This window comes from Haloterrigena gelatinilytica (assembly GCF_013342145.1).
Classification (GTDB): Archaea; Halobacteriota; Halobacteria; order Halobacteriales; family Natrialbaceae; genus Haloterrigena; species Haloterrigena gelatinilytica.
In genome coordinates this window covers 2,051,603-2,078,256 of the sequence record NZ_JABUQZ010000001.1, presented here as the reverse complement: position 1 = coordinate 2,078,256, position 26,654 = coordinate 2,051,603, and the positions used below count along the sequence as shown (strand labels likewise).

Below are 26,654 nucleotides of genomic sequence, written 5' to 3'. Positions count from 1 at the left end.
CGCGCGGCGAGCGACTTCCGATCCGCCGCTCGGATACCGCGCCGCCGAACCCGCCGGCCGTCGACGTCGGGAGGTGACCGGTGATGCCGTCCCGACGGCAGTCCGCCGACGAAGCGGGGGATCGCGTGGCGGTGATCGGCGCGTCGATGACGAAGTTCGGGCAACGCGAGGGGGAGTGGATCCTCGAGCTCCTCGCGGAGGCCGGGCTGGAGTGCCTCGCGGACGCGGGTGCGGAGGCCGGCGACGTCGACCACCTGTACGTGTCGAACATGGCCAGCGGCGAGTTCGAGGGGATGACCGGCGTGATGAACGCCCTCGCTCACGACCTCGGCGCGATGCCGGCGTACACGCAACGGATCGACCAGACGAGTTCCAGCGGCGGCGCGGGAATCTACGCCGCCTGGCAGTCGATCGCCAGCGGCGCCAGCGAGATGACGCTGCTCGTCGGCGGCGAGAAGATGACCCATCGGTCGACCGGCGAATCGACCGACATCATCGCCTCGGTCACCCATCCGGCGGAGTACAAACACGGCGTCACCCTCCCCTCCTTCGCCGGCCTCACCGCCCGCCACTACCTCGAGCGGTTCGACGCGCCTCGCGAGAGTCTGGCGACGGTCGCCGCCAAGAACCACCGGAACGGCGTCGACAATCCCAACGCCCAGTTCCAGAAAGAAGTCGATGTCGACACCATCCTCGAGTCGCCGGTCATCGCCGATCCGTTGCGCCTGTACGACTTCTGTCCAGTTACGGACGGCTCGGCGGCCCTCCTGTTCTGTTCCGAGGAGACCGCGCGAGCGTACACGGACGACTACGTCGTCGTCTCGGGCGTCGACGGAGCCACCGACACCCACGTCGTCCACGAGCGGGAGGACCCGACTGTGATGGGCGGCGTCGTCGAGAGCGGCAAGGGCGCCTACGAGATGAGCGGCTACGGGCCCGACGATATCGACGTCGCCGAACTCCACGACATGTTCACCATCCTCGAGTTCCTCCAGATGGAGGGACTGGGCTTCGCCGAACAGGGCGAAGCGTGGGAACTCGTCGAGGAGGGTTACACTGAACGCGACACGGGCGAACTGCCGATCAACACCTCCGGCGGCCTCAAGTCGAAGGGCCATCCGTTGGGCGCCAGCGGCGTCGCACAGGCGGTCGAAATCTACGAACAGCTGACCGGCGAAGCCGGCCCGCGGCAGGTCGACGCGGACATCGGCCTCTGCTGTAACGTCGGCGGCTTCGGTAACTGCGTTATCACCACTATCATGGAGGCAGCACGATGAGCATGGACGCCTACGAGTACGAGGACGGTTCGATCAGCTACCCCGGCCACCCCCGCAGTCGCGGCGGTGCCGAACCCGTCGGCACGATCGATCTCAGCGAGTACACCGGCGAAGTCGTCACCTGGACGACGAGCACGGCGACGCCACCGGGCGTCCGCGAACCCAACACGCTCGCTATCGTCGAGTTCGAGATCGGCGAGGCGTCGTCAGACGCCTCGAGTAGCCGGACGCAGTCCGGCAACGGCGAGACGGTCCGCGCGCTCGGCCAGGTGACCACCGACGAGATCGAAACCGGCGACGAGGTCGAACCGGTCCACGTCGAGGAACTCCGCGAACCCGACGCCGGCATCCGCGAGCCGGAGAGCCAGGACTGGGACGGCTACCGCTTCCAACCGGTCTGAGAGCCGCCGGTCCTGCAGTAGCCGGCAGTCGGCCGTCGTCTCGCGCGTGATCGGGACGCGCCACCGGTCGCGGGCGCCGGAACCCGACTGCGGAGGCGACCGCGACCCGGAAGGCCGCTCAGTACGAGCGGGAGACGCTCTTCACCGCCCCACGCTCCTTCGGAGGCCGTCCGGCGGTTGCACGACCCTACTCCCTACACCTCTTCGAGCACCGCGAGCGAGTAGAGGTCGATCGCGCTGAGGGCGAGGACGGCGAGCGGGAAGGCCACGTCCGCGAAGGCGACGGTCTCGAGGCGGAGAATCGAGAGGACGAGCGGATCGACGAGCGGGCCGGCGGCGAGGAGCGATCCGGGACTCAGAAACACGAGCGCGGCCCCGCACAGTGCGGCCCAGCAGCAGCCGCGGCGCCACTGCCGGGCGTAGAGGTGCCCGGCGCCCGGCCAGCAGACGGTCAGCAGGTACGCCGGCCACGTCGTCACGCGCGCGTCCAGCGGGAGTAGCGGCGTGGACTGTGCTGACGACACGGATTATCGCCTCCGATACGCCGACGGTCGCTGCTCGATACGGGACGTCTCGACGGGGAGTCGAGTTATCATACCGATCGGGTCAACGGTCGGGGTCAAAAACGTCAGTCAGACGGCCGTACGACGCGCGGCGGAATCGTCGAGCGATCGGACGCCCCGGACGCTCACGACCGGCTTCGCGTTCCGTTCGTCGTGCGTCTCGGTCCCGTCCTCCGTCGCCTTCTCCTGTTTCCACGTGTGATCGCACGGGTTGCTGCCGTACTGGATGTGTCGAGCTCGCTCCTCGAGCCAGACGTCCGTTTCGTCGCAGTTCGGGCATGGCGCTGTGGCTCCCATGCCCCGAGTACTGCAAACGGCCTCACAATCGCGCTGCCCATGCATGCCGTACCGATCCCGCAGTCTCGAGTCTGTGCCGTTCCCAGAGGTCCAGTCGCGGAACGACGCGATCCGCGTCGGATTAGTCCTTCTGATGAGTCGTCGCGGGATCGTCGACAGCGGGTATCTCGCTCCCGTTGGCGTGGGTCGCGAACCGCGCGATGAGGTCGTCGACCGCGAGCGATCCGCTCATCTGCGGACTGTTTCGAGCCAGCGCGAGGCACATCAGTATCCGCTCGATCTCCTCGTCCGTGAACTCGAGTGACACCGTAGACTCCGTCTCCTCTCCCATATAGCGGATAGCTATAAGCAACGCTCCCACTTAGCTCTCTGCAATCAGGTTTTTCTCACCACGAGGTGATCGAATCCGCAGTCCCGCGTCCATCCGTTGAATCACTATCGTCGACGCTCCCGAGCACGCAGCCACCTCGCTCGAGTCCCGGAACGAAGTACCTTTAGGGAGTTCGATGCAACCTCGAAACAATGTGGCCCTGGGGACACCTCGCCGTCGCGTACCTGTGCTATTCGATCGCCCGGCACCGCCTCCGCGACCGCCCGCCGCGCGCGCTGCCGGTGATCGCGCTGGCGATCGGGTCGCAGTTTCCCGATCTGATCGATAAGCCGTTCGCCTGGTCGCTCGAACTCCTCCCCGGCGGGCGGACGCTCACCCACTCCGTCTTCGTCGCCGCGCTGTTGCTCCCGTCCGTCTACCTCGCCGCGAGCCGATTCGACCGCCCCGACGCCGGAGTCGCGTTCGCCGTCGGCCACGTCTCGCATCTGCTCGCGGACGTCCCGCCGAACGCGATTCTCACGGCCGACGCGTCCCAGTTGACGTTCCTCGTCTGGCCGCTTCTTCCCCCGCCGCCGTACGAGTCGGTCGACGGGATCCTCGCGGGCTTCCTGCGCTACTCGATGGGCTGGTACGAGTGGGCGCAACTCGGCCTCGCGTTCGTCGCCCTCCTCGTCTGGTACCGCGACGGACGGCCCGGGCTCGGCTACGTCCGCCGAAGCGTCACGATACTCACGCGAAAAGCCGCGTAGCGGAACGGTTTCGACGGACCCCAACGACTCTTCTCCGACTCTCACCCGTCCACCGGCATCGGCGACTCGGGCGACTCGCGCTCGGGCGACCGCGAGTGACGCCGAGCGACCGACCGGGCCGCGAGAGCCAGAACGATCGAAACCGGTGCGACCCATCGATCCCGGCTGCTGTAGAAGCCCGGAAAGACGACGTCGGCGTCGGTGAGCGGCCAGAGGTACTGGTAGGTGCCCGCCGGCGGCACCAACAGGAGATCGAGCGCGAAGTGCGACAGCGCCCCGAGCGCGAGCAGGAGCGCGACCGCCCGCCGGTACTCAGCCCGGACGGTCAGCGAGGCGATGCAGATCGCGACCGCCACGCCGCCGATCGAGTGCATCGGCCGCCAGGAAAACGACGCGCCGAGCATAGCTTCGATCGTCTCCGGCGGGACAACCCATTTCAACCGATTGAGGTCGGGGAGCATCCCGCCGACCATCGCGACGGTCGCCAGCCGCGCCGTGATCCACGGGTACCGAACCGAGAGGAGCGTCGCGAGCGCGTACGCGACCAGCACGTGCGTCAAGCCGTCGGCCACGTCGATCACTCCCCGCTTCGCGCGACTCGAGTCGTCGTCGATTGTCGATCGGCCGGCTCCGACCCGGCGTCGCCACCGACGGGCAGCCGTCCGGTCGGTTCGAGGGAGAGCCGGCGGATATCGAGCCGCCAGCCGACGAGCGCGCGGCCCGCGACCAGCGCGGCGCCGACGGCCGAGATCGCGTGCGCGTACAGGAGTCCTCCAATGCGACGCTCCTCGCTGCGGTCGGCCGGCGCGACGAGGGTGCTCCCGACCTCGGACGCGACGGCGGAAAGGCCGGCGGTCGCCGCTCGATCGGTCGCCTCGGCCTCGGGGGCCGCCGACGGCCCGGCGTCGCGGTACGCCGCCCCGAGGTCGTAGTCGCCGCCGTCGAGGACGACGAGTTCGTTCGCGTCACCCGAGTCGGCCGCCGGAATCGCCTCGAGGGACCAGCCGGCGCCGCCCAGAACGAGCAACCCGAGAAGCCCTGCGGCCAGCGCCGCGATTCCGAGACCTCGAACGAGCGGACCGGTGTGCATACCTCGTCGTTGGCACGTCGCGGCAATAGTGGTCAGCAGAATATTACGTTCCGAGTCGAACGCCGACTCGAGGCTCGTTTCGGCTCGCGACTCGAGCCGTGAGACGGAGGCGACCGGCCGTCGGTATCCGACGGGTCGGATCACCGATCAGTAGCGCAACTCGTCCGAACCTAATCCTCGCGGCCACGTCGGGCCGCTCTGAATACAATCCGCGCAGAAAAATCACAAACAGATAAGTATCAACCGCCGAAAATAACCCGCGAAAGCGTATGAGTGGGGAACACGTTCAGGGGCAGTTCGTGGATCGGGGAATCGAAGGCGTGGCTGCGATCGCGGTCGCCGGACTCGCGGGCGGGACGGGGTTCGGGGCCGTTCTGTACGCGTTCGGCCTGCTCGAGTCGGTCGGCATCCTCGTCGGACGGCCCGGACTGATACCGGGTCTCTCGCTCGTGGCAGCGGCCAGCGTGGTCGGGGCGTTCGCGTATCGACTGCTCGGAAGGCTGAGTTCCCTCGAGGAGGACATGTCCGATCCGATCACGGGGCTCACGCTCGGCGCGAGTTTCGGCCTCGCGGTCTGGGGCCTCGGCGTCGCGCTCGCGTTGCCGCTGTGGCTCAGACCCCTCGGCTGGACGCCGCCGGTCCCCTACCTCCACTGGCGGAGTCTCGTCGCGCTGCTCGTCTACGGCGCGCTGGTCGGGCCGGCGTCTCCGCTCGCCGAACGGTACGTTCGGTTCTGACGACCCGAGAACGCGAGGAGTCGTGCGAACGAGCGGACTCGAGAGTCGACGCGGCTCATCGCCGTCGCCGATCACACCGAACCGACACGACGTACTATGCCGCCGTCGACGCGACACGACGCGAGTATCGTCACTGCCGGACAGCGACCGAAGAAGGGACTCCGATTCGGGAGCGGGCGAGTCGGACCGGTCAGCGAATTTCCTTCCACTCGGCGTCGCACTCCGGACAGGTGCGGATCGTCTTGATCTGGTCCGGGTCGTTTTCGGTCTTCAGGGCCTTCTCGCAGTCGCCGCAGACGAGCCGGTCGTAGGTGTCCTTGTCGAGTTCGCCGTCGCGGAGCGCCTTCCGGACTGATTTCATGTTCCGCCCCTACGAACGTAGGGTAGAAAAAGACCGGTGCTTTATCGAGATCTGTATCGTGACGACCTGAGTGGCGCGATGCTGTAATCTAGTCATCACGACCGGACGTTCTGGCCGGAGTCGTGGCCGTTTTACCGGTCCGCTCGAACACTCCATCGATGGAGTACGTTCAGGAGCGGATCGCGACGCTCCACGAGTTCGGCGGGACCGCCGGCCGCGACGGCGACCTCGCCCGCGCGGCCGCCGACGCCGTCGCCGAAACGGCCGTCGTCGTCCCGATGACCGCCCGCGAACACGAGAATCCCGCCGCCGAACGCGTTCTCTCGGAACTCGAGTCCCTCGATCCCGCTCCGGCCGCCGTCTTCGTTCCCGTCCGCGCCGACGCCGACGAGATCGGCCCGTTTCGCAACTGGCTCGAGTCGTTCTCGCTGCCGATTCGCGTCCTGTGGTGTAACGCCCCTCGAGTCGACGCCCTGCTGGCCGACGCGGGGTTAGACGGCGAGTTCGGCAAGGGCCGGGACGTCTGGCTCGCGCTCGGACCCGCCGCCGACGCCGGCGAGTACGTCGTCGTCCACGACGCCGACGCCAGGAGCTACGAAGCCGGCCACGTCCCGCGCCTGCTCGCACCCCTGACGATGGACTTCGCCTTCTCGAAGGGGTACTACGCCCGCGTCGAGGACGGTCGGCTCTACGGGCGGCTCTTCCGGCTGTTCTACGCCCCGCTCGTTCGCGCGCTCGCCGACCGCCACGACGCGCCGATCCTCGACTACCTCCGTGCCTTCCGGTACCCGCTGGCCGGCGAGTTCGCCGCCACGGCCGCCCTCGCCCGCCGGCTCCGCGCCCCCCGGGCCTGGGGCCTCGAGGTCGGCACCCTCGGCGACGCCTTCGACGCGGCCGGCGTCGACGGCTCCGCGCAGGTGGATCTCGGGCGCCACGAACACGACCACCGCGCGGTCGCCGGCGAGACCGGGCTCGAGGGGATGAGCCGCGAGGTGGCCGGAGAGCTGCTTCGCGTCGTCGAGGAGCGCGGCGTCGACCCCGACTACGAGACCCTCCGGGAGCGGTACCTCGCGGCCGGCGATCGGCTGATCGAGCAGTACCGCGCCGACGCGGCGTTCAACGGGCTCGCCTACGATCCCGCGGCCGAGCGGGACCAGCTCGCCCGCTACGCCGGCTCGATCGCGCCGCCCGACCCCGACCGCCGGCTGCCCCCGTGGACGGACGCGCCGGTGACGCCCGAGGCGATCGTCTCGGCCACGCTGGCGGTCCGTAACGCGTAACGTCCGTCGGGATGCCGGTGACCGCAACGCTAATCCGACCCTCGTCCGTCGTGGCGTGTATGGACGCGACTGCGGACGAACTGGCGGGCGTCGTCGACCTCTTCGGCGGGCTGACCCGCGCGGAACTCGAGCGGGCGCTCTCCGAGGCGGCGTTCCGGGCGGACGGCCAGTCCGTCGACGAGGCGGCCCTCGAGACGGCGATCGAGGACGCCCTCGAGTCGTTCGCGCTCGTTCGCCACGAGCGGCCGGTCGACGGCGAGCGCCGGTCGCTGCTGGTCGCCGGGCCGACGGCGTTCCCGTCGGTGCCGGACCACGCCGAGGACGTCCCGCACATCCTCGACGTCGACCGGCGGCGACTGGACCGCGAGGCCGTAGGCGAGACGGCCCGCGAGCAGTTTACCGACGCCGTCGAGGCGGCCCTCGAGGCCGAGGACGGCGATCGGATCCGACACCTGATCGACGTCAGCTACGACGTCGAGGCCTGGGCCCCGGTCGAACTCGCCGCCGAACGGGAGCGACTTGAAGGCGCCCTCGAGTGAGCCCGCGCCGTCGACGGCGAGCGCCCGACGACGGATCGCGAACCGAAACGGAGATTCCGATCGGGACCGTCGGTCCGACATCGACAGTGACCTCGCGGCTCCGCGACCGATCGACCGCCGCCGCGGGGCCGCGAAACGAGAACGAAGGTGAGCGTACCCCCGTATGTCACAGCCGACGATGAACCTCGAGCCGGTCGCCGACCACGCGCCCCTCGAGATCGACGACCAGGAACACGACGCGGCCGTCCTCGCGCCGATCATCGAGCGCGACGGCGAGGACCACCTGCTCTTCACGCGGCGAGCCGACCACCTCGGCGAGCACCCCGGCCAGATGAGTTTCCCCGGCGGCGGCGCCGAACCGTTCGACGACTCCATTCTCGACACCGCGCTCCGCGAGGCCAACGAGGAGATCGGGCTCGGGCCCGACGAAGTCGAGATCGTCGGCCAGTTAGACGATATCCGGACGATCACGGAGTACGCCGTCACGCCGTTCGTCGGCCGCGTCCCCGACCGCGAGTACGTCGGCGACGGCTACGAGGTCGCCGAAATCGTCGTCCTGCCGCTGTCCGGGCTGCTCGATCCGGAGAACTACGAGTACGAGCGCCGGGATCACCCCTACTACGGCGACATCGTCATTCACTACTTCCACGTCGACGGCTACACCGTCTGGGGGGCGACCGGCCGCATACTCGTCCAGCTGCTCGAGTTGACGACCGAGTTCGAGCCGCCCGAGCGGGTCGAACGCTCGCAGTGAGAGACGCTCTTACTGATCGCGCTCGCGTGTTCCGTCGGATTCGAGGTGGCCGACCACGGTCAGCGACTCCTCGTCGAGCTCCGCCTCGGCGGTCTCCGCGTCGCCGAAGCCGCCGCTGACCACCCGCGTGAGCGCTTCCTCGAGCGTCTCGTCGAGTTCGGTGAAGTCGTCGGGCGAAACCTCGAGGACGTAGCCCGACGAGATGTTCGGCGACGTCGGGAGAAAGAGCGTCGCGCGGCCGTCGGGCGTCCGCTGGCCGGTCTTGAACGCGGTCATCCACACGCCGTCCCAGGTCTCGACTCTGACCGGCGTCTGGAGGGTCTCGCCCGCGCCGAACGTCGTCTCGGTGGCGGTCTTCGAGGCGTTGTAGACGACGCGGATGACCGGCACCCGATTCGCCACGTAGTCGACGATCCCCTCGAGGACGCCGCCGATCGTCGTGTCAGTCATCTGCCCGACGACGTACATCGCGAGGAGGAGGAACCCGACGAACGTCGCGACGCGGAGGAAGCCGGCGAGTTGGACGCGCGCGTACTCGCCGAGTCCGGGCGCGATCGCCTCGAGGGTCTCCGCGTTCAGCAGGAGCCCCGGCGTCACGCCCGCGATAAACGAGTAGAGGTAGTGGGCGAGGTACAGCGTCACGAGGACGGGACCGACGACGATGAGGCCACGTCCGAAGTCCCCCTTGACCGAACTCATGTGGCCGCGATCACGGTCGATGGCAGGGCGCCCTCCTATGAGTAGATTGTGGACTCCCGGCGGCGGAAACTGCGTCGCTCGGGGATCGCAGCCGGCCGCCGACGGCACCAGCGGAACGCCAGCTTTTTGCGCGCCGGCCGCACAGCACGTCTATATCCGCGTCGACGGGTCGCCGTCCCGATCGCCGTCGCTCGAGGTTTCGGGCCCGTCGGGACCGCCGCGTCGCGCGAAGTGAGCACCCATGTTGACCACGAGCACCGTCACCCGCGCCGGACTGGACGCGATCGCGCTGAAACCCGCCGAGTGCGACGTTTCGACGGCCGCGTCGATCCCGGTCGAGACGATCGCGATCGACTACGAGGGCCGCGAACACCTCCCCGCCCCCGAGACGCTCGTCGCCCTCTCGACGGAGACCGACGTCCTGGTGACGACGCCCGTCCGCGCCGACGGCTTCGACCCGCTTGGCGACGACTCGCTGACCGCCGAACTCCCCGATGCCGTCGGGCGAGTCCTCGTGGCGGGACACCCCGCCTATCTCACCGCCGAGGAACGCGAGCGGGCCGTCGCGCCGCGACTCGGCGCCGCTCTCGAGACCGAACCCGAGGCCTGGGTCGGCACCGAGAGCGTCGAACGGATCGCGATGGCGACCGGCGCGACCCAGTACGAACTGCTCTCGCGGACGACCGAGCGCGACCTGCGGGCGTTGCGGGCGGCCGGCTTCGACGGCGACGTCTCCGTCTACGCCCCGACGGTGCTAACCGAGGACGACGACGCCGTGCTCGACGCCGTCGGCGCCTACGTCGCCCGCCGCCGGCCGGTCGCCCGGGCGTTGCCCGAGGACGCCTCGACCGACGCGACGGCGACCGGCCGCGCTCGAGACGTGCTGCTCGAGGCGGCCACCGACTACGCGCTCGTCGGCGCCCCCGACGAGGTGCGTTCCCAGACCGACGCCCTGCGCGGGGCCGGCGCGACGACGATCGTCGGCTACCCCGCGCGGGGCCTCGGCCCGTTCCTCGAATAACTTTGCCGGACGTCGATCACACAGAGTAAGTATCAGCCAGCCCCAGTGTTCGGCATGACGAGTTTCGGTGACGCGATCGACGCTCGAGGACAGCGCCGCGCACGCGCGCCCACGGCGCGTGATCGGCCATGACCGACATCGACGACGATCCGGAGATCGCGGTCGGCGCCGACGCCTTCACCCAGGCGGGCACCGGGCTCGAGGTCGCCGTCGTCGGCGCCGGCGCCGTCGGCGCGACGACGGCCTACGATCTCGCCCGCGAGGGCGCCGACGTAACCCTCTACGAGAAGGACCGGATCGCGAGCGGCGCGAGCGGTCGAGCAGCGGGGATCTGTTACGACGCCTTCGCGGACCCGCTCGACGCCGAGATCGCCGGCGACGCGATCGAACGCTTTCGGGCGCTCTCGGGCGACGAAACCTTCCCCTTCGCCGAGTGCCCCTACGTCTGGCTCGCTCGCGAGGGCGATACGGAGCGCGCCGACGCCATCCGCGACCAGATCGAGCGAATGCAGGAACGCGGCGTCGTCGCCCTCGAGGCCGACGGCGACGCGCTCGCGGACCGCTTCGACGCGCTCCGAACGGACGACGTCGCCGTCGCCGGCATCGCCGGCGGGGCGGGCTACACCGATCCCGCGAAATACACCGCCTGTCTGGCCGCCGCGGCCGACGGCGCCGGCGCGACGCTCGCCCCCGAGACGCCCGTCGAGGTGGCGACCGATCCCGCGCGGGTCGTCCTCGAGGACGGCACCGAACGCGAAGTCGACGCGGTCGTCGTGGCCGCCGGCGCCCACACGAAGCGACTGCTGGCGGACGCCGGGCTCTCGATCGCGATGAAACCGTACCGCGTGCAGGCGCTGGTCGCCGACGCCGACGTCGACGAGCCGATGTGTTACGACGCGAGCGACTCCTTTTACCTGCGGCCCCACCCCGACGGCCTCCTCGCGGGCGACGGCACGGAGTACGTCGAGGGCGACCCCGACGACTACGACCGCGACGCCGATCCCGACTTCGCCGACGACCTGCTCGAGCGCGTTCGCCACCGGCTACCCGACGCCGACCTCGAACTCGAGCGGGCCTGGGCCGGCCTCTGTACGGCGACGCCCGACCGCGATCCGTTAGTCGGCCGCCTCGAGGACGGGATCTACGTCGCGACGGGGTTCCAGGGCCACGGCTTCATGCGCGCGCCGGCGATCGGACGGCGACTCGCAGAACAGGTGGTGGGCGGCGAGGGGATCGACGCGTTCGATCCGACCCGGTTCGACGGCGACGAGTCGTTCGAGATCGTCGACGGGATGGCGGTCGAGTCGGAGAACTGAGTCAGTCGTCGGCGGTGAGTTCGCCCGGTTCGGTGGCCTCCGTCGCGTCGCCGTCGACGGCGACGTCCTTCGGGATATCGATCCGCAGCGTGCCGGCCTCGGTCAGCGTCGCCGTCCCCGAGTCGGGGTCAACGACCGCGTCGTCGGGTAGCTCGGCTTCGCCGTCGAGTTCCATCCCGCGACCCGGGAACCGCATCTCGTAGCCCTCGTGGTACTGGCGGAACCGATCGATCTGGATCTTGACGTTGCCGTCGAGATACCGAACCTGAACGTCGTCGGGTTCGGCGCCCGGCGCGTCGAAAACGACTCGGTAGGCGGTCTCGGTTTCGAGCACGTCGACGGGGAGCGTGCGGTGGTTCTGGACGTGTCCGCTCGCCCGACCGACCTGTCGGTAGAGGACGCTGCCGACCGATTTGCGGAGATCACTTAGACCCACGGTGACTCACCTCTGGGGGCGCTCGGAGCGGCGACGAGGACCTGGACGCACGTCGAGGACATGGCTTACCAACGGTTACGCTATCGGCATTCATATCTCTTTTGATGGTTCAAAATAAACGTCAGACGGCGTCGGGGTCGACCGTCGTTGGCGGGGTCCCGTCACGCTACAGTTCGACCGTCTCGAGGCAGTCCGTCCCCCCGCAGACCGGGCAGGCGAGGTCGGTCACCTCGAGGTCGTCGGGGACGTCGTACGTGTAGTGGTTCTCGAAGATGTCGAGAAAACAATCCTCCGCGGTGCAGACGATTTCCTCGGTCGGTGGCATACGCGAGTCTAGCGTCACGAGGCCTATCAACGTCGGGGTTGCGGCACTACGGCACGGACGCCGTCGGGGTCGCGTTCGGCGGATACCGCGGCGCGACAGGGCCGCCCGCCGTCTCGACCGGACGCTCGCGTCGAACGGCGATCAGGAGTCGCTCAACGAACGGAGCGACGAGACGATCTCGTCGATTCGATCGGGATCGTACGTCCAGAACCCGTAATACCGATCGGGTTCGCGTTCTTCGGCGAGCAGTCCGCATTTACGTAGATCGCTCCCGCCGCCGTCGAAGACCACGAACCAGAACGCCCCGATCTCACCGCCCGCGTCGGAGACCACGTCGATCGCGTCGGCTATTCGCTCGTCGTACTCGTACTCGTCCTCGACGAAGATCGTGATACCGAGGTTCCGTTCCCGTACCATCCGTTCGTAGACCGAGACTTGAGAGGCGAGCGCCGCCGAATTCTGGAACCCGACGAATAACGTGCCGGCGTCGGTCCGCCAGGCGCGCTCTTCGATCTCGCGACTCGCGGCCAGCATCTGCCGTCGATCGTACGAGGTGAACAGCGTGTTCTCGAGGAACGCGAAGAGATCGGAATAGTCGACGTCGGCGTCCTCGAGCGCCCACGGCGGGTGAATCTCCGGGGAGAGTACGGCCCGGAAGTGGTCGATACCCAATGCGCCGCGGAACTCGCGGTCCGCGTCCCGAACGATCACGAAGCCGCGATCGGCGCTCGACGCGCTCGATTCCCGGACCACGCGAACGTTTCGCGTCGAGAACTGCTGCTCGAACTCCGCCGCCACTCGATCTCGGTCCGTATGCACTTCGAGGAGCTTCCGTCGCGCTTCGATTTCGTCGATCTGATCGCGGAGGCCGTTCATCGTCTCACGTCTCTTTCCGCAGTAGTTCCCTGAGGACGGCGGGGATCTCGTCTCGCTCGACGGTTCGCGTCTCGCTGTCGAACTCGAGGTACCCGGCAGCGTCGAGTTTCGGAAGCACGAGGTGATAGAGGCGAACGCGGATCTCTTCGCGGTCTCCGGGCGTCGCGATAGCGCCCGACTCGGTCGCCGCCAGTCCGGTCGCCGTGTCCGCGAGCGCGTCGAGGGTCGCGGTCGATTCGTCCGAGAGATGGTGCAGTACGTATCGCGCGTACCGATCCGAGAGCACGTCCAGGAGAACGTCCGGAGAGACGTCGCTCTCCATCGCTTCGACCGCCTCGAGGACGTCCCGTAGACTCGCTTCGTCCATTGGTGTGAGATACCGACCCACAGGGTGAAATAGCTATACGGAATATCGGACGGTCCTCGGACCGATCTCTCGTCGGACGGCAAACGCGGTTCGATACCGCGAACACGGACCGAGGTACCGTGTAGTCACTGTTTTACCCTTCGAGGCGCTACCGCTCGGTATGATCGACCCCGAGACGCTGTCCGTGACGATCGTCGACGGTTACGTCGACGAGCCCGCACACTTCGGGGTGCCGCCGTACATCTCGACGTACCCCCGCTACGCGGCGGGGGCGCTCGTCGACGCGGGGGTCCCCCGCGAGCGGATCACGTACCACACGATCGATCGGCTCCGCGACGAACCCGACTACTGGCGGGACGTCGACGAGGCCGACCTCATGATCTACCTGGGCGGGATGACCGTCCCCGGGAAGTACGTCGGCGGCACGCCCGCCGAGCCCGACGAAGTGCGAAAGCTCGCCTGGACAGCTAACGGGACCAGCCTGATGGGCGGCCCCGTCAAGTTCGGCGTCGGCGACGAGAACGCCGGCGCAACCGAGACCGAACGCCAGGACCTGGACTTCGATTTCGTCGCCAAGGGCGACGTCGAGGCCGCCGTCCACGACCTCGTGGCGAACGGTCTCGAGGGATTCAACAACCGAATGCGCGATATCGACGAGGTCTCGCGGTGGGCGCAGGACGGCGCCTTCATCGTCGAACAACACCCTAACCATCCCGACCACCTCATCGCCGAACTCGAGACCTCCCGCGGGTGCGCGTATCGATGCTCGTTCTGTACCGAGCCGCTGTACGGTAACCCCTCCTTCCGGCCGCCGCCGACGGTCGTCGGCGAGGTCGACGCCCTCTCGGATTTCGGCGTCAAACACTTCCGGATCGGCCGACAGGCCGACATCCTCGCCTACGGCGGCGACGGCGAGGCGCCGAATCCGGACGCGCTCCGCCAGCTCTACAGCGGCATCCGCGAGGTCGCGCCTGACCTCGAGACGCTGCACCTGGACAACATGAACCCGATCACGATCGTCAACTGGCCCGAGGAGAGCCGGGAGGGGATCCGGATCATCGCCGAGCACAACACGCCCGGCGACACGGCCGCGTTCGGCCTCGAGTCGGCCGATCCCGTCGTCCAGGAGGAGAACAACCTCAACGTCAGCGCCGAGGAGTGTTTCGAAGCGGTCAAGATCGTCAACGAGGAGGCCGGCTGGCGACCCGGTGAAGAGCCGGAGGACGCCCCCACCTTCGGGGACGACGCCCCGCGTCGGCTCCCCAAGCTCCTGCCCGGGATCAACCTCCTGCACGGCCTCAAGGGCGAGCGCGAGGAGACCTACGAGCGCAACCGCGAGTTCCTCCAGCGAGTCTACGACGAGGGCTACATGCTCCGACGGATCAACATCCGGCAGGTGATGTCCTTCGACGGCACCGACATGAGCGATACGGGTGCCGAGATCGCGAACGAACACAAACAGCTGTTCAAGCGGTACAAGAAGCGGGTCCGCGAGGAGATCGACAACCCGATGCTCGAGCGCGTCGCGCCGCCGGGCACCGTCCTGCCCGACGTCCACCTCGAGTACCACCAGGACGGGCGGACCTTCGGTCGCCAGCTGGGTACCTACCCGCTGTTGGTCGGCATCCCCGGCGAGCGCGAACTCGGCCGAACCGTCGACGTCGCAGTCGTCGACCACGGCTACCGCTCCGTGACCGGCGTCCCCTACCCGCTGGACATAAACGCCGCCTCGATGGACGAACTCACCGCGATCCCCGGCGTCGGCGACAGCACCGCCGGCGACATCGTCGTCAACCGGCCCTACGAGTCGGTCACCGACGCCGATCTGGGAACCGAGGTCGACCTCGAGGGGTTCGCGACGACGCGAGCGCTCGAGGGCGCGGACTGACCGGGCGCCGAACTCACCCGTCACGACGGTCCGCCGACTGACGACTGCTCGAGAATCGAGGGCGTTCGACCACGTTTTTTCACCGCCTCGCCTGCAAATAACGGCCCTCGGTCGGTAGTTCTATTACGGAGGCGCTTCAGAGGTGGAATTGAGGGTCTACCTGTGGAAATATCTGAAAAACTCCTGTGTCTGTTCAGTGCGGACGTCTCGGCAGAGGAGGACCGATACGTCATCGAGGTACCACGTCAAGAAGTCGAAACCGGCGACATCGACCCGGAGGAGGTCTACCGCGTCGCGCTCATCTCCCGCGAGGAGGACGACGCCGAGGAGTCGACGGCACAGCCCCAGACGGCACCGTCGGAGCCGCAGCCACCGGTCGACGTCGGCGAAACGCGCTACGTCGAAATCGAGGACATCGGCAAACAGGGCGACGGGATCGCCCGCGTCGAACGCGGCTACGTCATCATCGTCCCCGGTGCCGACGTCGGCGAACGCGTCAAGGTCGAAGTCTCGGAGGTCAAGTCCAACTTCGCCGTCGGCGAGATCATCGAAGAAACCTTCTAGAGACGAACTTTTTTGCTCGGGTCCTCGCGCGGCCGTAGGCCGCGCTCGAACCACGAGCAAAAAACTTCGATGAAAAAAGGCCGAGCGCGCCAGCGGCGCGCTCGGGAAAACGGCGCGCTCCGCGCGCCGTACGATCGCCGTAGTACACCCTGTCATAGCGTGATTCACGGCTTGTCCGCACGTGGTGGCGCGCACTGGGCCGCGGTGAGGCGAGCGAGACCGGAACGGAGTGACGATCCCGGAACAGCGAACGGGGAGCGAAGCGATCCGTGAGCCGCCGCCGAACCGCGGCCCAGTGCGCGAGGGGTGAGTGAGCGACCGAAGGGAGCGAATGAATCGGTTGGGGAGGTGTGGAAAATCCCTGTTGTCACGATAGCAGAGCGGTCGAACTGATACCGTTTTTACTCCGGGATCGTCTCGAGGAACGTCTCCGGATCGTCGTGGAAACAGTCGCCGACGACGATCGCGTCCGCGCCGGCCTCGAGGATCTCGGTCGCTTTCGCCCGACTGTCGATCCCGCCGCCGTAGAACAGCGCCGTCTCCTCGAGGTAGCGCGCGGCGGCTTCGACGTCCGCGGGGCCGCCGTAGGTGCCCGAGTACTCGATGTAGAAGATCGGAAAGCCGTAGAAGGTCTCCGTCGCCAGCGCCGCGCCGGCGACCTGCTCGGGCGAGTAGGTCGCCTCGACGCCGGAGGTCACCGCCGCCGTGGACTCGAGGTGCTGGATCACGTACCCCTCGCCGACGACGTTCGTGGCGAGATCCGCGACCGCGTCGGCCCCCTTCGAGGAGATCAGATCGCCGACGACCGGCAGGCTCGCACCGAGGAGAGCCTCGGGTTTGCTTCCGACCTCGGTAAAGAGGTCGACGTGTTTCCCCACGAAGTGCTCCCGGTCGCCGTTGTAGACCGCCGGAACGGACAGGTAGTCCGCCGCCTCGATCGTCGCTTTGGAGACGTGGCTCGAACTGTACGGTTCCTGAAAGACGGGGAGCGAGGGGACGGCGTCGTCGATCGCCGCGATCGTCTCGAGCGTGTTGGCCTCGGTGACGTCGTCGGAGCCGCCGACGAGCACCAGGTCGGTCCCCTCGAGCGCGCCGAGATCCGACGGGAGCGGCTTCGCCGGATCGACTTTCGTCACGTGAGTGATCCCGTCCCAATCGATGTCCATGCCGGTCCCTTCGAACAACCGGGTCAATTTCCTATCGGTTCGCGCCGGACGACGAGCGGGCGATCGCGGCGACCGCGCTCACTCCTCGAGCGGCGTCCCGTCGATCCGTTTGGCCCCCTCGGAATCGTGGACGACCACCTCGCCGGGGTCGGGTTCGGCGGGCGCGTACTCGTCCCGGACGGCGATGGCCTCCTCGAGTTCTCGAACGGCGCGTTCCTTCAGCGCGCGGGCCAGGTCCTCGGCGTCCGCGCGAGAGATGTCCCGACCTAATCCCTCGCACTCGTGGGCGCGGACGACGCCCTCCTCGTCGACGGCTTCCCCCATCGGCTGGCTCGTTCCCGCGAGCGCGACGCTGAACGGATACGTGCGGCAGATCAGCGGCCGATCGTCGTGGGCGACGCAGGCGCCCGTGCCCGACTCGTCTTCCTCGTAGAAGGTGCAGTCGCCGCAGTCGTCGGTCTGGAGCGCCCACTCGAAGGTCTCGCCCTCGAGGTCGCCGTCGTCGGTCGCCGAGAGCCCGTACGGCATCGGCCGGGCGACGTCGCGCCAGTCGTAGTCGCCGTCGTACTCGTCGCTCGCTTCCAGATCGCGCACCTCGTCGGGGAAAACGGTCGCCGTGTGGTCGTCCTCGTCTTCGCCCTTGCAGCAGGCGCCACAGCGGGTACACTCGAAGCCGATCGATTCGACGGCGTCCGCGAGGTCGTCGGTGTCCAGCGCGCGGGCCTCCTCGAGTTCGGCTTCGAGCGATTGCACACCCGAGTGTCGTCGCCGGCGCGGAAAAGTCAGTCGCTCCTCGAGCCCGAATCCGGGTCCGCGTCCGTACCGAATCTAGTCCGATCGCGCCGCCGCGCGTTCCCCGTCCCACTCGAGGCGCCCCTCCACGGCGAGTTTCTCGAGGTGGGCGCGGACCGTCGCCCGGGCCAGATCGCGAACGCCGGTGAGGTCCTTCTCGTAGGCCGCTTCGAGGATTTCCTCGAGCGTGTCGGCGCCGCCCTCGACCGCCTCGAGCACCTCGCGCTCACGACGGTATCGGTGATCCAGCAGTCGCTCGAGGGTCGCTCTCGGGTCGTCGATCGCGGGCCCGTGGCCGGGATGGAGCGCCGGCGGATTCCTCGCCCATAGCCGTCGCAGCGTCGTCACATATGCGCGCATGTCGCCCTCGGGCGCGCCCACGACGACGCTGCCCTCACGAACGGCGCAGTCGCCACAGCAGATCGGTCCGCCGCGGCCGGCCTCGAGGGCGACGTGGTCGGGCGCGTGTCCGGGCGCGTCTAGAACCCGGATGCGGTCGTCACCGAGCGGAATCGTCGTCCCGGGCGCCAGCGTCCGATCCGGCTCGCAGCCGGTCGCGTCGCGAAAGCGATCCGCCCGCCCGTATCGAGCCCAGACGGTCGCGTCCGTCTCGTCGGCGTACGCGGCGACGGCGCCGACGTGGTCGGGATGCGTGTGGGTGACGACGACGTGTGCGACCTCGCGCTCGGCGACCAGGCGATCGAGGGCGTCGCTGCGCGCCGCGGGATCGACGAGTACAGCCGGGTCGTCCCCGAGGAGGTAGGCGTTGGTTTCCCCCGTCGGGGCGCGCGTCGCGACCGGAACGGCATACCGAGTAACGTCCATACCTCGAACAACTCAGCGGTCGAAAAAGTGTGTGTCGACGGATCGGACCGGGCGGCCCACCCCACTCCCACTCGGAAGCTGCGGACCGGGTCGCCGCCGTCAGTGCTTGAGGAAGTAGACCTGCTTGCGGGCGTCGCGGAAGCTGTACCGGGAGCCGACGAGACCGACGTCCTCGAGGCGGTTGAGCGCGTAGCGGACGGTGCGGTCGGGCAGCAGCGACTCTTCGGCGAGTTGCCCCTGCGAGAGCGGTGAATCGGTCTCCAGCACTTTCGCGACGAGCTTCGCGCTCGGCGGCAGATCGCGGAGGCGATCGCGGTATTCGTCCTCCGAAAGGGTCTCTTCGGCGGCGGCGCCTCGGTCCTCGGCTGTACTCATGCTCATACCTACGTGAGCGGAATCGGTGGTGGTAAAGCTTCCCTATATGTGGATACGAATAGTTCAGTTTGTATAAGGGGTATGAATGGCGTATTAACACAGCAAAGGAGCCGCTCGATCGCGGGGTTCGAGCCGGTTTCGGTCGGCACCGTCGTCCCGGGTATCGATAGACTCCAGTATCGTTTTATCCTCCCGCTCCTGTAGTTGCGCCCAGTGTGAAAGGACAGGAGTGGTACCAGGCCGACGACGTCGCCGAGGAGTACGACGACAAGCGCTTCTCCCGGGGCGGTCAGCTCATCGACCGTCGGGAGAAGGAAGCAGTCCTCGAGGCGATCATGCCCGTCGAGGACCGGAATATCCTCGAAATCGCCTGTGGTACCGGGCGGTTTACCGTGATGCTCGCCCAGCAGGGCGCCGACGTCGTGGGACTCGATATCTCGGCGGCGATGTTACAGCAGGGACGGGAGAAGACGAAGGACGCGGCCCTCGAGGGAACCCTGGAGTTCCTCCGCGGGGACGCGGGCCGGCTCCCGTTTCCGGACGATCACTTCGACACCGTCATCGCGATGCGGTTTTTCCACCTCGCGGACGACCCGGAGGCCTTCTTGGAGGAGATGCGCCGGGTGTCTCGGGATCAGATCGTCTTCGACACGTTCAACCGATTTAGCGCGCGCAGCATCTACAACTGGGCGCTGCCGATGGGATCGCGGCTCTACTCGAAGAGCGAAGTGGCGATTCTCTTAGCGAAGACGAACCTGACGCTGGAGGACGTCGAAGACGACTTCATCGCTCCGTACGGGCTCTACCGGTCGATCCCCAACGAGCTCGCGACGCCGATCCGGACGCTCGACGAGTTGATCGGGTCGCTGCCGGTGACCGACCACCTCGCGTCGGTCTCCTACTGGAACACCCGCGTCCGGTGACCGATCGCCTGTCCGCTGGCCGCGAGCCGCTCGCAGCGGCGAACCCCGTATTTTTACTATCGATGGACGCTACTACCGCGTATGGAGCTCTCGGTAGTGGTATCGACGCTCAACGACCGAGAGCGATTACTCTCGTGTCTCGACGCGCTCTCCGAGCGGACGCCGTCCGCGACGGAAATCGTCGTCGTCAACGGCCCTTCCTCCGACGGGACGACCGGCGTCGTCCGCGACCGTTCGGACGTCGACGTCCTCGTCGAAATCTCCGAACGGAACTCGAACGTCTCGCGCAACGCCGGCCTTCGCGCTGCGACGGGTGACGTCGTCGCCTTCCTCGACGGAGAGTACGCGATCGAGTACAGCTGGTACGACGCCGTCGAGCGCGCGATCGCCGACGGCACCGACGTCGTCACCGGCCCCGTGACCGGCGGAGAACTCGATTACGACCTGCAGAATCCGCACACTGTCGCCGGGCGCAGCGTCACCCACTTCGACGGCAACAACGTCGCGTTCGATCGGACCGTCCTCGAGGCCCTGGACGGGTTCGACGAGTACCTCGAGGTCGGCGGCGAACGCGACTGCGCCCACCGCCTGGCCGGCCTCGGCTTCGAAACCGAGTGGGACGCGGGGATGGCCGCCAGGTGCGAGGTCGGCACCGACGGCGGGCAGACCGACCGCGACTGGGGGGACACTTACCGCTCCCGGGCCTACCGACTCGCGAAGAACTACGGCGTGCGGCCGACGACGGTCGGCCGAATCGTCGGGAGCGCCCTCCGCGACGGGACCGCGGGCGTTCGGGACGTCGTCACCGGTGACGCGACGCCGACCGACTGGGTCGGAAACGGGACCGACGTCGTCGCAAACGCCACCGGCGGACTCCGCGACGGACTGCGGGCCCGCTGGGCCGACCGATCGTCCCGTCGGAACCCGAACGGGTTGTCCAAACGCCACGACAGAGCGGTGCGGGTCTACGATCGGCGGTAGGACTCGATCGCCGAACGACGTCCGAATCTTCTCGACTCGGGGCCGCTATTCGCCGCGAAACTCCGGCTCGCGGTCCTCGAGACGCGCTTCGAACCCCTCTCGGTAGTCGTGAGTGTCGTCGAGTTCGTAGGCCAACTGGCGTTCGTACTCCAGCCCCCGCTCGAGCGGCAGCTCGAGGGCGGCGTTGAGCGCCCGCTTCGCATTGCGCAGGCCCAGCGGCGCGTTCTCGCAGAGGTCGTCGGCGAACGCCTTCGCGCGCTCGTCGACGGCCTCGGTGTCGACGACCTCGTGGACCAGCCCCATGTCGGCGGCGTCCTCGGGATCGACGAACTCCCCGGTGAGGACGATCTCCTTGGCCTTCGAGAGCCCGACGAGGCGCGGCAGGCGCTGGGTGCCGCCCGCGTGGGGGAAGGTCCCGAGTCGCACCTCGAGCAGGCCGTACTTAGCCTCGCGGCCGATGACCCGGAAGTCACAGGGCAGCGTGAGTTCGAACGCCCCCGCGGGCGCGGCGCGTTTGATCCCGGCGACGACCGGCCGCCGGAACTCTTCGATGGTCTCGAGGACCTCGGGGAAGACGTCGCGATCGATCTCGGCGTCGGGCTCGACCCGGTCGCGCATCATCTCCAAATCCATGCCGGCACAGAAGACGGGTCCTTCGCCGAGCAGCGTCACCGCCCGAACCTCCTCGTCGGCGTCGACCGCCTCGAAAGCAGTGATCAGATCCCGCATGAGCGGGACGGTCATCGCGTTGCGCTTGTCCGGACGGGAGAGGTAAACGTCCGCTCGAGTGCCGTTCCAGTCGATGGCCGCGAGTCCGCTGCCGACGGATTCCATGCTCGTGGTATCAAGTACCACGCTCTTACCGGTAGGGAGTTCCGAGAAATCGTTCGCGATCGGCTCATCCGCGATCCTCGGCGATCGGCCGCTCTGCCGGTCGCCGGCCGGCTCAGCCCTCGAGGACTTCGTAGGTGACGTCGGCGTCCCGGAGCGTGTCGGTGACGCGGCCGACCTCGTCGGTCGTGACGATCGCAGTCACCTCGAGGCCCCGTTCGGCCCCCTCGGCGGCGGTCTCGCCGGCCGCGAACGGTACCGCGGGGTCCGCGCCGGCCTGTCGGCAGGCGACGACGGCTTCGACGCCGGCGGCCACGACCAGATCGGCCGCCTCGCAGCGCTCGGCGACGAAATCGGCGTCGACCGCCCGGCTCCCGCCGCTGCGGACCGCGGGCACCTGCAGGACGGTGACCGAGCCCGGCTCTAAGTCCATCACGCCCTCGAAGCTCGTGACGCCGACGTCGGTGCCCGCCTCGGCGTCGGTCGTCGCGACGCCGGTCGCCGGTCCCTCGTCGCCGGGCTTCGCGTGGAGCAGCCCGTCCTCGACGAACAGCGTCACGGTGTCGCCCTCCGCGATATCGTCGGTCGCGAGGTAGGCCGCCTCGCTCATCGCGTCTAAGACGTCGCCGGTCACGTGGTCGGCGAACCGGCGGATGTCGTCGGCGGTCCGGAACAGCCAGTCGACGCCTTCCGGCGTGACGCGGTACCGCGAGCGGCCTTCCTTCTCGACGAGGTCGTCGTCGACGAGTTCGCGGATGTACTCGCTGACGGCCTGACTCGTCACGCCGACTTCCTCGGCGATCTCACCCTGGCTGACGGCGGGCTGGCGCTCGGCGATCTGGACGAGGATCCGAAACCGCGTCGCGGCCCGCTTGTTGTCGAGGACGTCGACCATACACCGTCACTTTCGGGAGGACGGCAAAAAGGAACGCGGTCGCCGACGCGTCTCGAGTCGATCGACCTGCCGGAGGACGCGCGGTAACAGGTGGCGTTTCCGACGAAAGCTCGCACTCTCCCGACGATGGCCGGCGATTCCCTCGAGAAGCCGAGGCGTCAAGTTGATAGCGGGCGCGTCCTTCACTCAGACATGACTATGCCGTTCGCAACCGCCGCGACCGGGGCAGCGTCGGTCGTCGGCTACGACCTCGTCGGTTCGGCGACGCTCTCGCCCGTACTGGCCGCGGCCGAGGGAACCACTCCGTCGTCGGGCCTGCTGGCGTGGGCCGCGATCGGCGCGTTCCTCGCGGCGTTGCTACTCGCCTCCCAGGGGTACCGCGAACCGGCGCGCTACCTCGGCGCGGGGGCCTGGATCGCCTTCGGCGTCTTCTGGGTGACGATGGTGCCCTACTACTACGGCGAGGCCCAGAGCCCGCTCAAGACGATTCTGGGGCTGCTCGCCTTGCCGCTGTGTCTCTACACCGGCTACCTCCTCTGGGCGGGGCGAGACTCGCTGTTGATCCTCACGAAGGCCGTCGCCTGCATGGGGCTGATCTACCTGCCGGTCGAGACGATCCCGTTCGTCAAGACGTGGCTGATCGAGACGACCGCGGCCCAGACCCACTTCGGGATGGAACTGCTCGGCTACAGCCCCGGCCTGATCGAGGGCAGCAACGGCTACGTGAGCAAGTTCGGCTTCGATCCAAACGAGACCGTGACCGGCCGGACGACCTACATCGTCCTCGCCTGTACCGGGATCGGGAGCATGGCCATCTTCGGCGGGCTGATCGCCGCCGTCACGGCGCCGCTGAAGCGCAAGGTCACCGCCTTCGCGCTGGCCGTCGGCGTGATCTGGTTCCTCAACCTCGTGCGCAACGTCTTCATCGGCCTCGCCTCGCCGTGGGGCTGGTTCCAGCAGGACTGGCTCGTCTCGTTCATGACGACCTACATGGGCGCCGAGGCCAGCCGCGTCTCCTTCCTCGTCGCGCACAACTACATCGCCCAGTCGCTGTCGATCGTCGCCCTCGTCGGGATCACCTACCTCGTCGTCAAGATCCTCCCCGAGATCCTGCGGCCCCTCGAGGAGGCCCTGTTCGTCCTCACGGGCACCGAGTACGACCTCTTCGAAGCGTTAGCGCCGGAGGGGACCCCCGCCCGAACGGACGGCGGTCCCGACGGGGAACAGGCTGATCACGACCGGGACCGATAACGCCTCCAGTGCCCGACGTCGACCTCCCCGTTTCGCCGGTCGAACGCGCCCTCTCCGTCCCCGCAGCCGACGCGCTCGTCGTCGCCGACGTCCACCTCGGCCGCGCCGCCGACTCGAGCGTCGACGCGCCGATCGACGACGGCGGCGACGTTCGCGACCGTCTCGCGTCTCTCCTCGAGCGCACCGACCCCGCGACGGTCGTCGTCGCCGGCGATCTGCTCCACTCCTTCGGGCGGCTCCCGCGAGGCGTCGAGCGCGACCTCGAGGCCCTCGAGGACTGCGTCGCCGACGCCGGCGCCGACCTCGTCGTCACGCCCGGCAACCACGACGCGATGCTCGAGTCGGCCTTCGACGGCGAACGGGCCCCCGAGTACCGCCTCGCGGACGGCGAGACGGTCGTCTGTCACGGCCACGAACGCCCCGAGACGGAGGCGTCGCGGTATATCATCGGCCACGACCATCCCGCCCTCTCCGTCGACGGCCGAAAGCTGCCCTGCTTCCTCTACGGCCCCGACGTCTACGAGGGTGCGGACGTCATCGTCTGCCCCGCGTTCACGACGCTGGCGGCCGGTGCAACCGTCAACGGGATGCGCGCCCGCGACTTCCAGTCGCCGCTGGTCGCCGACGCCGACCGGTTCCACCCCGCCGTCTGGGACGACTCGAGCGGCGAGCCGCTGTGGTTCCCGCCGCTGGGCGAGTGTCGCCGGCTGCTGTAACTGGCTGGGGTGACCGACGGGAGACGAAATTGTGCGACTCGCGCCCGCGACGACCGCGTCAGGCCGCGACGAGAACGACCGCGACGACCGCGAGCCCCAGTCCGAGGACGTTCGTCGTCGCCAGTTGGGCGTCGAAGTAGAGGACGCCGACGATCGCCGGAACGACGAAGTAGAGCGCGGAGATCGCCGACACGATCGCCATGTTGCCGTGGGTGAGCGCGGCGTAGAAGCTGATCGTCGCGACGGCCAGCAGGACGCCGGACAGCAGCGCGAACCCGACGTCCGTCCGCGTCCCGACGACGGGACGGCGGGTCGCGAGGACGTAGCCGCCGACGACGGCGAGACTCGCCACGTAGGACAGCAACACCGCGTTGACGGGCGAGAGCGACCGCGTCGCGACGCCCGCCGATACCGCCCAGCCGCCGTACAGGAGCAATGCGCCGAGTGCGAGGACAATCGCTACGTTGGTCATAGCCCAAGGCGCTCCTTCATCGACAAAAGCGTCCCGCTCTCGAGAATAATTCTCGATAGAGATATATTATCCGAGTGACGGCTGTTATCCGGAGAGGTCCTCGAGCACCGCGCGTGCAGCCTCCCGTCCGCTTCGCATCGCGCCCTGGATCGACGACCAGCGGGTGTAGTCGCCGGCCAGGTAGACCGAGCCCGACGGCTCCCGCGGGTCCGGCAGCCCGTCGTGAATCCCCGGCGGCTGGTCGAACTGCGCGAACGGCACCCGCTCGGTGTGCAGCGCCTCGAGGTTGCCGAACCGCTGGTCCGGATACCACGACTCGAGCGCGTCCCGCGTCCGCGCGGCCAGTTCCGCGTCGCGCTCCTCGGGGTCGCGACCGTCGTCGCGTTCGCTCGAAGATTCGAGGCGCACGCCGTCTCCCGAGGCCCCGAGGTCCTCGCCCTCGAGATACGTCGCGCTGATCAGCGCTTCCCCGTCGGGAGCGTACTCCGGCGCGACCGCGCTGTGGGGGACGACGTGGTTCGGTCCGTCGTCGTCGACCGCGTTGAGCAGGAGTCGCCTCCCCGTCTCGAGGTCCACGCCGCTCGGCAGCGCGTAGTACTGGGTGACACAGCCCCGCGCGCCGGTCGGGATCGACTCGAGACCGGTCAGGTCGCGCGCGGCCGGTGGATCGGTCGCCACGACGACGGCGTCGACCTCGCCGTTCACGCCGTCGGCCAACTGGACGGTCGCGGAGTCGCCCTCGCTCGAGACCGACTCGACCTCGCGGCCGGTCTCGACGCCCCCGCCGACCTCGCGCACGCGATCGGCGAGTTGCGTCGGGATCGCTTCCATCCCCGCCGCGGGGACCGCGGCGCCGCCGGCCGCCAGCGTCCGAAACGTGTACTCGAAGACGCGACGCGAGGTCGACAGCGAGCGGTCGAGGGTGATCCCCCCGTAGAAGGGCGCGACGAAGGTCTCGACGAACCCGTCCGAGAAGCCGCGCTCGCGGAGGTAGCGCTCGATCGATTCGTCGGACTCGTTGGTTCCGTCGAAGAGCGTCTCGAGGTCCGTGCGACGCAACTCCCACCAGAGCCGGGCGACGCGAAGTCGGTCGCCCATCGTGATATCGGGGTTGCGAAGCGTCGCGGGGAGCGTCACCGGTGCGCTACGCGGGTCCGCGAGGACCGTTCTGTGTCCCGAGTGCGCGATCGTCGCCCCCGACGTGAACCGGCGCAGGTCCAGCGCCTCGAGATCGAGCTCCCGCCGGACGGCGGGATAGGCCGGAAACAGCACCTGGAAGCCCCGATCGAACCGGTAGCCGTCGCGCTCGAGCGTCCGGACGCGACCGCCGACGGTCTCGCGACGCTCGAGCAGCGTCGCGTCGACGCCGCCGCCGGCGAGGTGCCTGGCGGCGACGAGACCGGCGAGGCCCCCGCCGACGACGAGGACGCGCGGTGTCGATGTCATGGCCGATCGTTCGGCGACCGGTTACTAAGCCGTGGGGCCAAACGACTGCGGCGACGGCGGTCGATCGCCGTCGATCGCGTCGCCGACCGCCGCGGCCGTCTCCTGCAAGG

At 68.4% G+C, this 26,654-nt stretch carries 34 protein-coding genes; 15 read left to right on the top strand and 19 right to left on the bottom strand.

Annotated features, from left to right (window positions below; translation table 11 throughout):
* The first annotated feature begins 83 nt into the window (after positions 1 to 83).
* Positions 84 to 1,277: a thiolase family protein gene (locus tag HTZ84_RS10575; RefSeq protein WP_174680640.1), complete on the top strand. Its 1,194-nt coding sequence runs from the start codon at positions 84 to 86 to the stop codon at positions 1,275 to 1,277.
* The gene (locus tag HTZ84_RS10570; RefSeq protein ID WP_174680639.1) at positions 1,274 to 1,678 is read left to right on the top strand and encodes a PhlB family protein; all 405 of its coding nucleotides are present in this window, start codon (positions 1,274 to 1,276) and stop codon (positions 1,676 to 1,678) included. The genes HTZ84_RS10575 and HTZ84_RS10570 overlap by 4 nt, the downstream gene beginning before the upstream one ends.
* Before the next feature lie 194 nt (positions 1,679 to 1,872).
* Here HTZ84_RS10570 and HTZ84_RS10565 read toward each other — a convergent pair whose 3' ends face one another.
* From HTZ84_RS10565 to HTZ84_RS10555, 3 genes are all read right to left on the bottom strand, one after another.
* The gene (locus tag HTZ84_RS10565) at positions 1,873 to 2,202 is read right to left on the bottom strand and encodes a hypothetical protein (RefSeq protein ID WP_174680638.1); all 330 of its coding nucleotides are present in this window, start codon (positions 2,200 to 2,202) and stop codon (positions 1,873 to 1,875) included.
* A 108-nt stretch (positions 2,203 to 2,310) separates the two neighbouring features.
* A complete protein-coding gene (locus HTZ84_RS10560; protein ID WP_174678791.1) occupies positions 2,311 to 2,538 on the bottom strand; it encodes a hypothetical protein in 228 nt (75 codons plus the stop codon).
* A 121-nt stretch (positions 2,539 to 2,659) separates the two neighbouring features.
* Complete coding sequence (locus HTZ84_RS10555) at positions 2,660 to 2,869, bottom strand: hypothetical protein (protein WP_174680637.1); 210 nt, start codon at positions 2,867 to 2,869, stop codon at positions 2,660 to 2,662.
* A 191-nt stretch (positions 2,870 to 3,060) separates the two neighbouring features.
* Here HTZ84_RS10555 and HTZ84_RS10550 point away from each other — a divergent pair, with 191 nt between their 5' ends.
* Positions 3,061 to 3,618 carry a metal-dependent hydrolase gene (locus tag HTZ84_RS10550; protein WP_174680636.1) on the top strand — a complete coding sequence of 186 codons (558 nt, stop codon included), beginning with the start codon at positions 3,061 to 3,063 and terminating at the stop codon, positions 3,616 to 3,618.
* Between the two features lie 41 nt (positions 3,619 to 3,659).
* Here the strand turns inward: HTZ84_RS10550 and HTZ84_RS10545 are convergent, their stop codons facing one another.
* Both HTZ84_RS10545 and HTZ84_RS10540 read right to left on the bottom strand, forming a co-directional pair.
* Entirely contained in the window at positions 3,660 to 4,190 is a 531-nt protein-coding gene (locus HTZ84_RS10545) for a metal-dependent hydrolase (protein WP_309138867.1), read from the bottom strand.
* Between the two features lie 5 nt (positions 4,191 to 4,195).
* Positions 4,196 to 4,708, bottom strand: a complete 513-nt coding sequence (locus tag HTZ84_RS10540; RefSeq protein ID WP_217468213.1) for a hypothetical protein — start codon at positions 4,706 to 4,708, stop codon at positions 4,196 to 4,198.
* Positions 4,709 to 4,977: 269 nt separating this feature from the next.
* Between HTZ84_RS10540 and HTZ84_RS10535 the strand changes: the two genes are divergently transcribed.
* The gene (locus tag HTZ84_RS10535; RefSeq protein WP_174680633.1) at positions 4,978 to 5,445 is read left to right on the top strand and encodes a hypothetical protein; all 468 of its coding nucleotides are present in this window, start codon (positions 4,978 to 4,980) and stop codon (positions 5,443 to 5,445) included.
* Between the two features lie 190 nt (positions 5,446 to 5,635).
* Here the strand turns inward: HTZ84_RS10535 and HTZ84_RS10530 are convergent, their stop codons facing one another.
* Positions 5,636 to 5,806 carry an HVO_0758 family zinc finger protein gene (locus HTZ84_RS10530; RefSeq protein ID WP_174680632.1) on the bottom strand — a complete coding sequence of 57 codons (171 nt, stop codon included), beginning with the start codon at positions 5,804 to 5,806 and terminating at the stop codon, positions 5,636 to 5,638.
* Between the two features lie 158 nt (positions 5,807 to 5,964).
* Between HTZ84_RS10530 and HTZ84_RS10525 the strand changes: the two genes are divergently transcribed.
* The 3 genes from HTZ84_RS10525 (at position 5,965) to HTZ84_RS10515 (ending at position 8,379) form a co-directional block, all read left to right on the top strand.
* Positions 5,965 to 7,086 carry a glycosyltransferase family protein gene (locus HTZ84_RS10525; protein ID WP_174680631.1) on the top strand — a complete coding sequence of 374 codons (1,122 nt, stop codon included), beginning with the start codon at positions 5,965 to 5,967 and terminating at the stop codon, positions 7,084 to 7,086.
* A gap of 59 nt (positions 7,087 to 7,145) precedes the next feature.
* Positions 7,146 to 7,625, top strand: coding sequence for a DUF7109 family protein (locus tag HTZ84_RS10520; RefSeq protein ID WP_174680630.1), 480 nt, complete (start codon positions 7,146 to 7,148; stop codon positions 7,623 to 7,625).
* A gap of 163 nt (positions 7,626 to 7,788) precedes the next feature.
* Positions 7,789 to 8,379 carry an NUDIX hydrolase gene (locus HTZ84_RS10515; protein WP_174680629.1) on the top strand — a complete coding sequence of 197 codons (591 nt, stop codon included), beginning with the start codon at positions 7,789 to 7,791 and terminating at the stop codon, positions 8,377 to 8,379.
* A gap of 9 nt (positions 8,380 to 8,388) precedes the next feature.
* Here HTZ84_RS10515 and HTZ84_RS10510 read toward each other — a convergent pair whose 3' ends face one another.
* Entirely contained in the window at positions 8,389 to 9,078 is a 690-nt protein-coding gene (locus HTZ84_RS10510; protein ID WP_174680628.1) for a DUF502 domain-containing protein, read from the bottom strand.
* Between the two features lie 241 nt (positions 9,079 to 9,319).
* On the opposite strand from HTZ84_RS10510, the gene HTZ84_RS10505 reads away from it, so the two are divergent.
* Together HTZ84_RS10505 and HTZ84_RS10500 are read left to right on the top strand one after the other, a co-directional pair.
* Entirely contained in the window at positions 9,320 to 10,099 is a 780-nt protein-coding gene (locus HTZ84_RS10505; protein WP_174680627.1) for a DUF7388 family protein, read from the top strand.
* A 128-nt stretch (positions 10,100 to 10,227) separates the two neighbouring features.
* Positions 10,228 to 11,415 (top strand): NAD(P)/FAD-dependent oxidoreductase, encoded by a 1,188-nt coding sequence (locus HTZ84_RS10500; protein WP_174680626.1) that lies wholly within the window; start codon positions 10,228 to 10,230, stop codon positions 11,413 to 11,415.
* Position 11,416: 1 nt separating this feature from the next.
* On the opposite strand, the gene HTZ84_RS10495 is transcribed toward HTZ84_RS10500, so the two are convergent.
* The 4 genes from HTZ84_RS10495 to HTZ84_RS10480 form a co-directional block, all read right to left on the bottom strand.
* Positions 11,417 to 11,851, bottom strand: a complete 435-nt coding sequence (locus tag HTZ84_RS10495) for an Hsp20/alpha crystallin family protein (protein WP_174680625.1) — start codon at positions 11,849 to 11,851, stop codon at positions 11,417 to 11,419.
* A 166-nt stretch (positions 11,852 to 12,017) separates the two neighbouring features.
* Positions 12,018 to 12,176: a DUF7559 family protein gene (locus HTZ84_RS10490; RefSeq protein ID WP_174680624.1), complete on the bottom strand. Its 159-nt coding sequence runs from the start codon at positions 12,174 to 12,176 to the stop codon at positions 12,018 to 12,020.
* A gap of 141 nt (positions 12,177 to 12,317) precedes the next feature.
* Positions 12,318 to 13,052, bottom strand: a complete 735-nt coding sequence (locus tag HTZ84_RS10485) for a DICT sensory domain-containing protein (RefSeq protein WP_174680623.1) — start codon at positions 13,050 to 13,052, stop codon at positions 12,318 to 12,320.
* A 4-nt stretch (positions 13,053 to 13,056) separates the two neighbouring features.
* Complete coding sequence (locus HTZ84_RS10480; RefSeq protein WP_174680622.1) at positions 13,057 to 13,419, bottom strand: DUF7344 domain-containing protein; 363 nt, start codon at positions 13,417 to 13,419, stop codon at positions 13,057 to 13,059.
* 160 nt (positions 13,420 to 13,579) lie between these two features.
* On the opposite strand from HTZ84_RS10480, the gene HTZ84_RS10475 reads away from it, so the two are divergent.
* The gene (locus tag HTZ84_RS10475) at positions 13,580 to 15,307 is read left to right on the top strand and encodes a radical SAM protein (RefSeq protein ID WP_174680621.1); all 1,728 of its coding nucleotides are present in this window, start codon (positions 13,580 to 13,582) and stop codon (positions 15,305 to 15,307) included.
* A 162-nt stretch (positions 15,308 to 15,469) separates the two neighbouring features.
* On the top strand, positions 15,470 to 15,871 hold the full coding sequence (locus tag HTZ84_RS10470) for a TRAM domain-containing protein (protein WP_008896531.1): 402 nt from the start codon (positions 15,470 to 15,472) through the stop codon (positions 15,869 to 15,871).
* Between the two features lie 401 nt (positions 15,872 to 16,272).
* On the opposite strand, the gene HTZ84_RS10465 is transcribed toward HTZ84_RS10470, so the two are convergent.
* From HTZ84_RS10465 to HTZ84_RS10450, 4 genes are all read right to left on the bottom strand, one after another.
* Positions 16,273 to 17,037 (bottom strand): geranylgeranylglyceryl/heptaprenylglyceryl phosphate synthase, encoded by a 765-nt coding sequence (locus tag HTZ84_RS10465; protein WP_174680620.1) that lies wholly within the window; start codon positions 17,035 to 17,037, stop codon positions 16,273 to 16,275.
* Between the two features lie 78 nt (positions 17,038 to 17,115).
* Positions 17,116 to 17,790, bottom strand: coding sequence for a YkgJ family cysteine cluster protein (locus HTZ84_RS10460; RefSeq protein WP_174680619.1), 675 nt, complete (start codon positions 17,788 to 17,790; stop codon positions 17,116 to 17,118).
* 75 nt (positions 17,791 to 17,865) lie between these two features.
* Complete coding sequence (locus HTZ84_RS10455) at positions 17,866 to 18,654, bottom strand: MBL fold metallo-hydrolase (RefSeq protein ID WP_174680618.1); 789 nt, start codon at positions 18,652 to 18,654, stop codon at positions 17,866 to 17,868.
* 99 nt (positions 18,655 to 18,753) lie between these two features.
* The gene (locus tag HTZ84_RS10450; RefSeq protein WP_174680617.1) at positions 18,754 to 19,035 is read right to left on the bottom strand and encodes a MarR family transcriptional regulator; all 282 of its coding nucleotides are present in this window, start codon (positions 19,033 to 19,035) and stop codon (positions 18,754 to 18,756) included.
* Between the two features lie 209 nt (positions 19,036 to 19,244).
* On the opposite strand from HTZ84_RS10450, the gene HTZ84_RS10445 reads away from it, so the two are divergent.
* Entirely contained in the window at positions 19,245 to 19,952 is a 708-nt protein-coding gene (locus HTZ84_RS10445) for a class I SAM-dependent methyltransferase (protein WP_174680616.1), read from the top strand.
* 81 nt (positions 19,953 to 20,033) lie between these two features.
* Positions 20,034 to 20,933: a glycosyltransferase family 2 protein gene (locus HTZ84_RS10440; RefSeq protein WP_174680615.1), complete on the top strand. Its 900-nt coding sequence runs from the start codon at positions 20,034 to 20,036 to the stop codon at positions 20,931 to 20,933.
* Positions 20,934 to 20,978: 45 nt separating this feature from the next.
* On the opposite strand, the gene HTZ84_RS10435 is transcribed toward HTZ84_RS10440, so the two are convergent.
* Positions 20,979 to 21,767: an enoyl-CoA hydratase/isomerase family protein gene (locus HTZ84_RS10435; RefSeq protein WP_174682569.1), complete on the bottom strand. Its 789-nt coding sequence runs from the start codon at positions 21,765 to 21,767 to the stop codon at positions 20,979 to 20,981.
* A gap of 112 nt (positions 21,768 to 21,879) precedes the next feature.
* Positions 21,880 to 22,659 (bottom strand): DUF7839 domain-containing protein, encoded by a 780-nt coding sequence (locus HTZ84_RS10430; protein WP_174680614.1) that lies wholly within the window; start codon positions 22,657 to 22,659, stop codon positions 21,880 to 21,882.
* Positions 22,660 to 22,857: 198 nt separating this feature from the next.
* On the opposite strand from HTZ84_RS10430, the gene artA reads away from it, so the two are divergent.
* Both artA and HTZ84_RS10420 read left to right on the top strand, forming a co-directional pair.
* Positions 22,858 to 23,910, top strand: a complete 1,053-nt coding sequence (gene artA, locus HTZ84_RS10425; RefSeq protein WP_174682568.1) for an archaeosortase A — start codon at positions 22,858 to 22,860, stop codon at positions 23,908 to 23,910.
* A gap of 8 nt (positions 23,911 to 23,918) precedes the next feature.
* Entirely contained in the window at positions 23,919 to 24,626 is a 708-nt protein-coding gene (locus tag HTZ84_RS10420) for a metallophosphoesterase (RefSeq protein WP_174680613.1), read from the top strand.
* A gap of 58 nt (positions 24,627 to 24,684) precedes the next feature.
* On the opposite strand, the gene HTZ84_RS10415 is transcribed toward HTZ84_RS10420, so the two are convergent.
* Together HTZ84_RS10415 and HTZ84_RS10410 are read right to left on the bottom strand one after the other, a co-directional pair.
* Complete coding sequence (locus HTZ84_RS10415) at positions 24,685 to 25,098, bottom strand: EamA family transporter (RefSeq protein ID WP_174680612.1); 414 nt, start codon at positions 25,096 to 25,098, stop codon at positions 24,685 to 24,687.
* Positions 25,099 to 25,182: 84 nt separating this feature from the next.
* The gene (locus tag HTZ84_RS10410; RefSeq protein WP_174680611.1) at positions 25,183 to 26,544 is read right to left on the bottom strand and encodes an NAD(P)/FAD-dependent oxidoreductase; all 1,362 of its coding nucleotides are present in this window, start codon (positions 26,542 to 26,544) and stop codon (positions 25,183 to 25,185) included.
* Positions 26,545 to 26,654 lie beyond the last annotated feature (110 nt).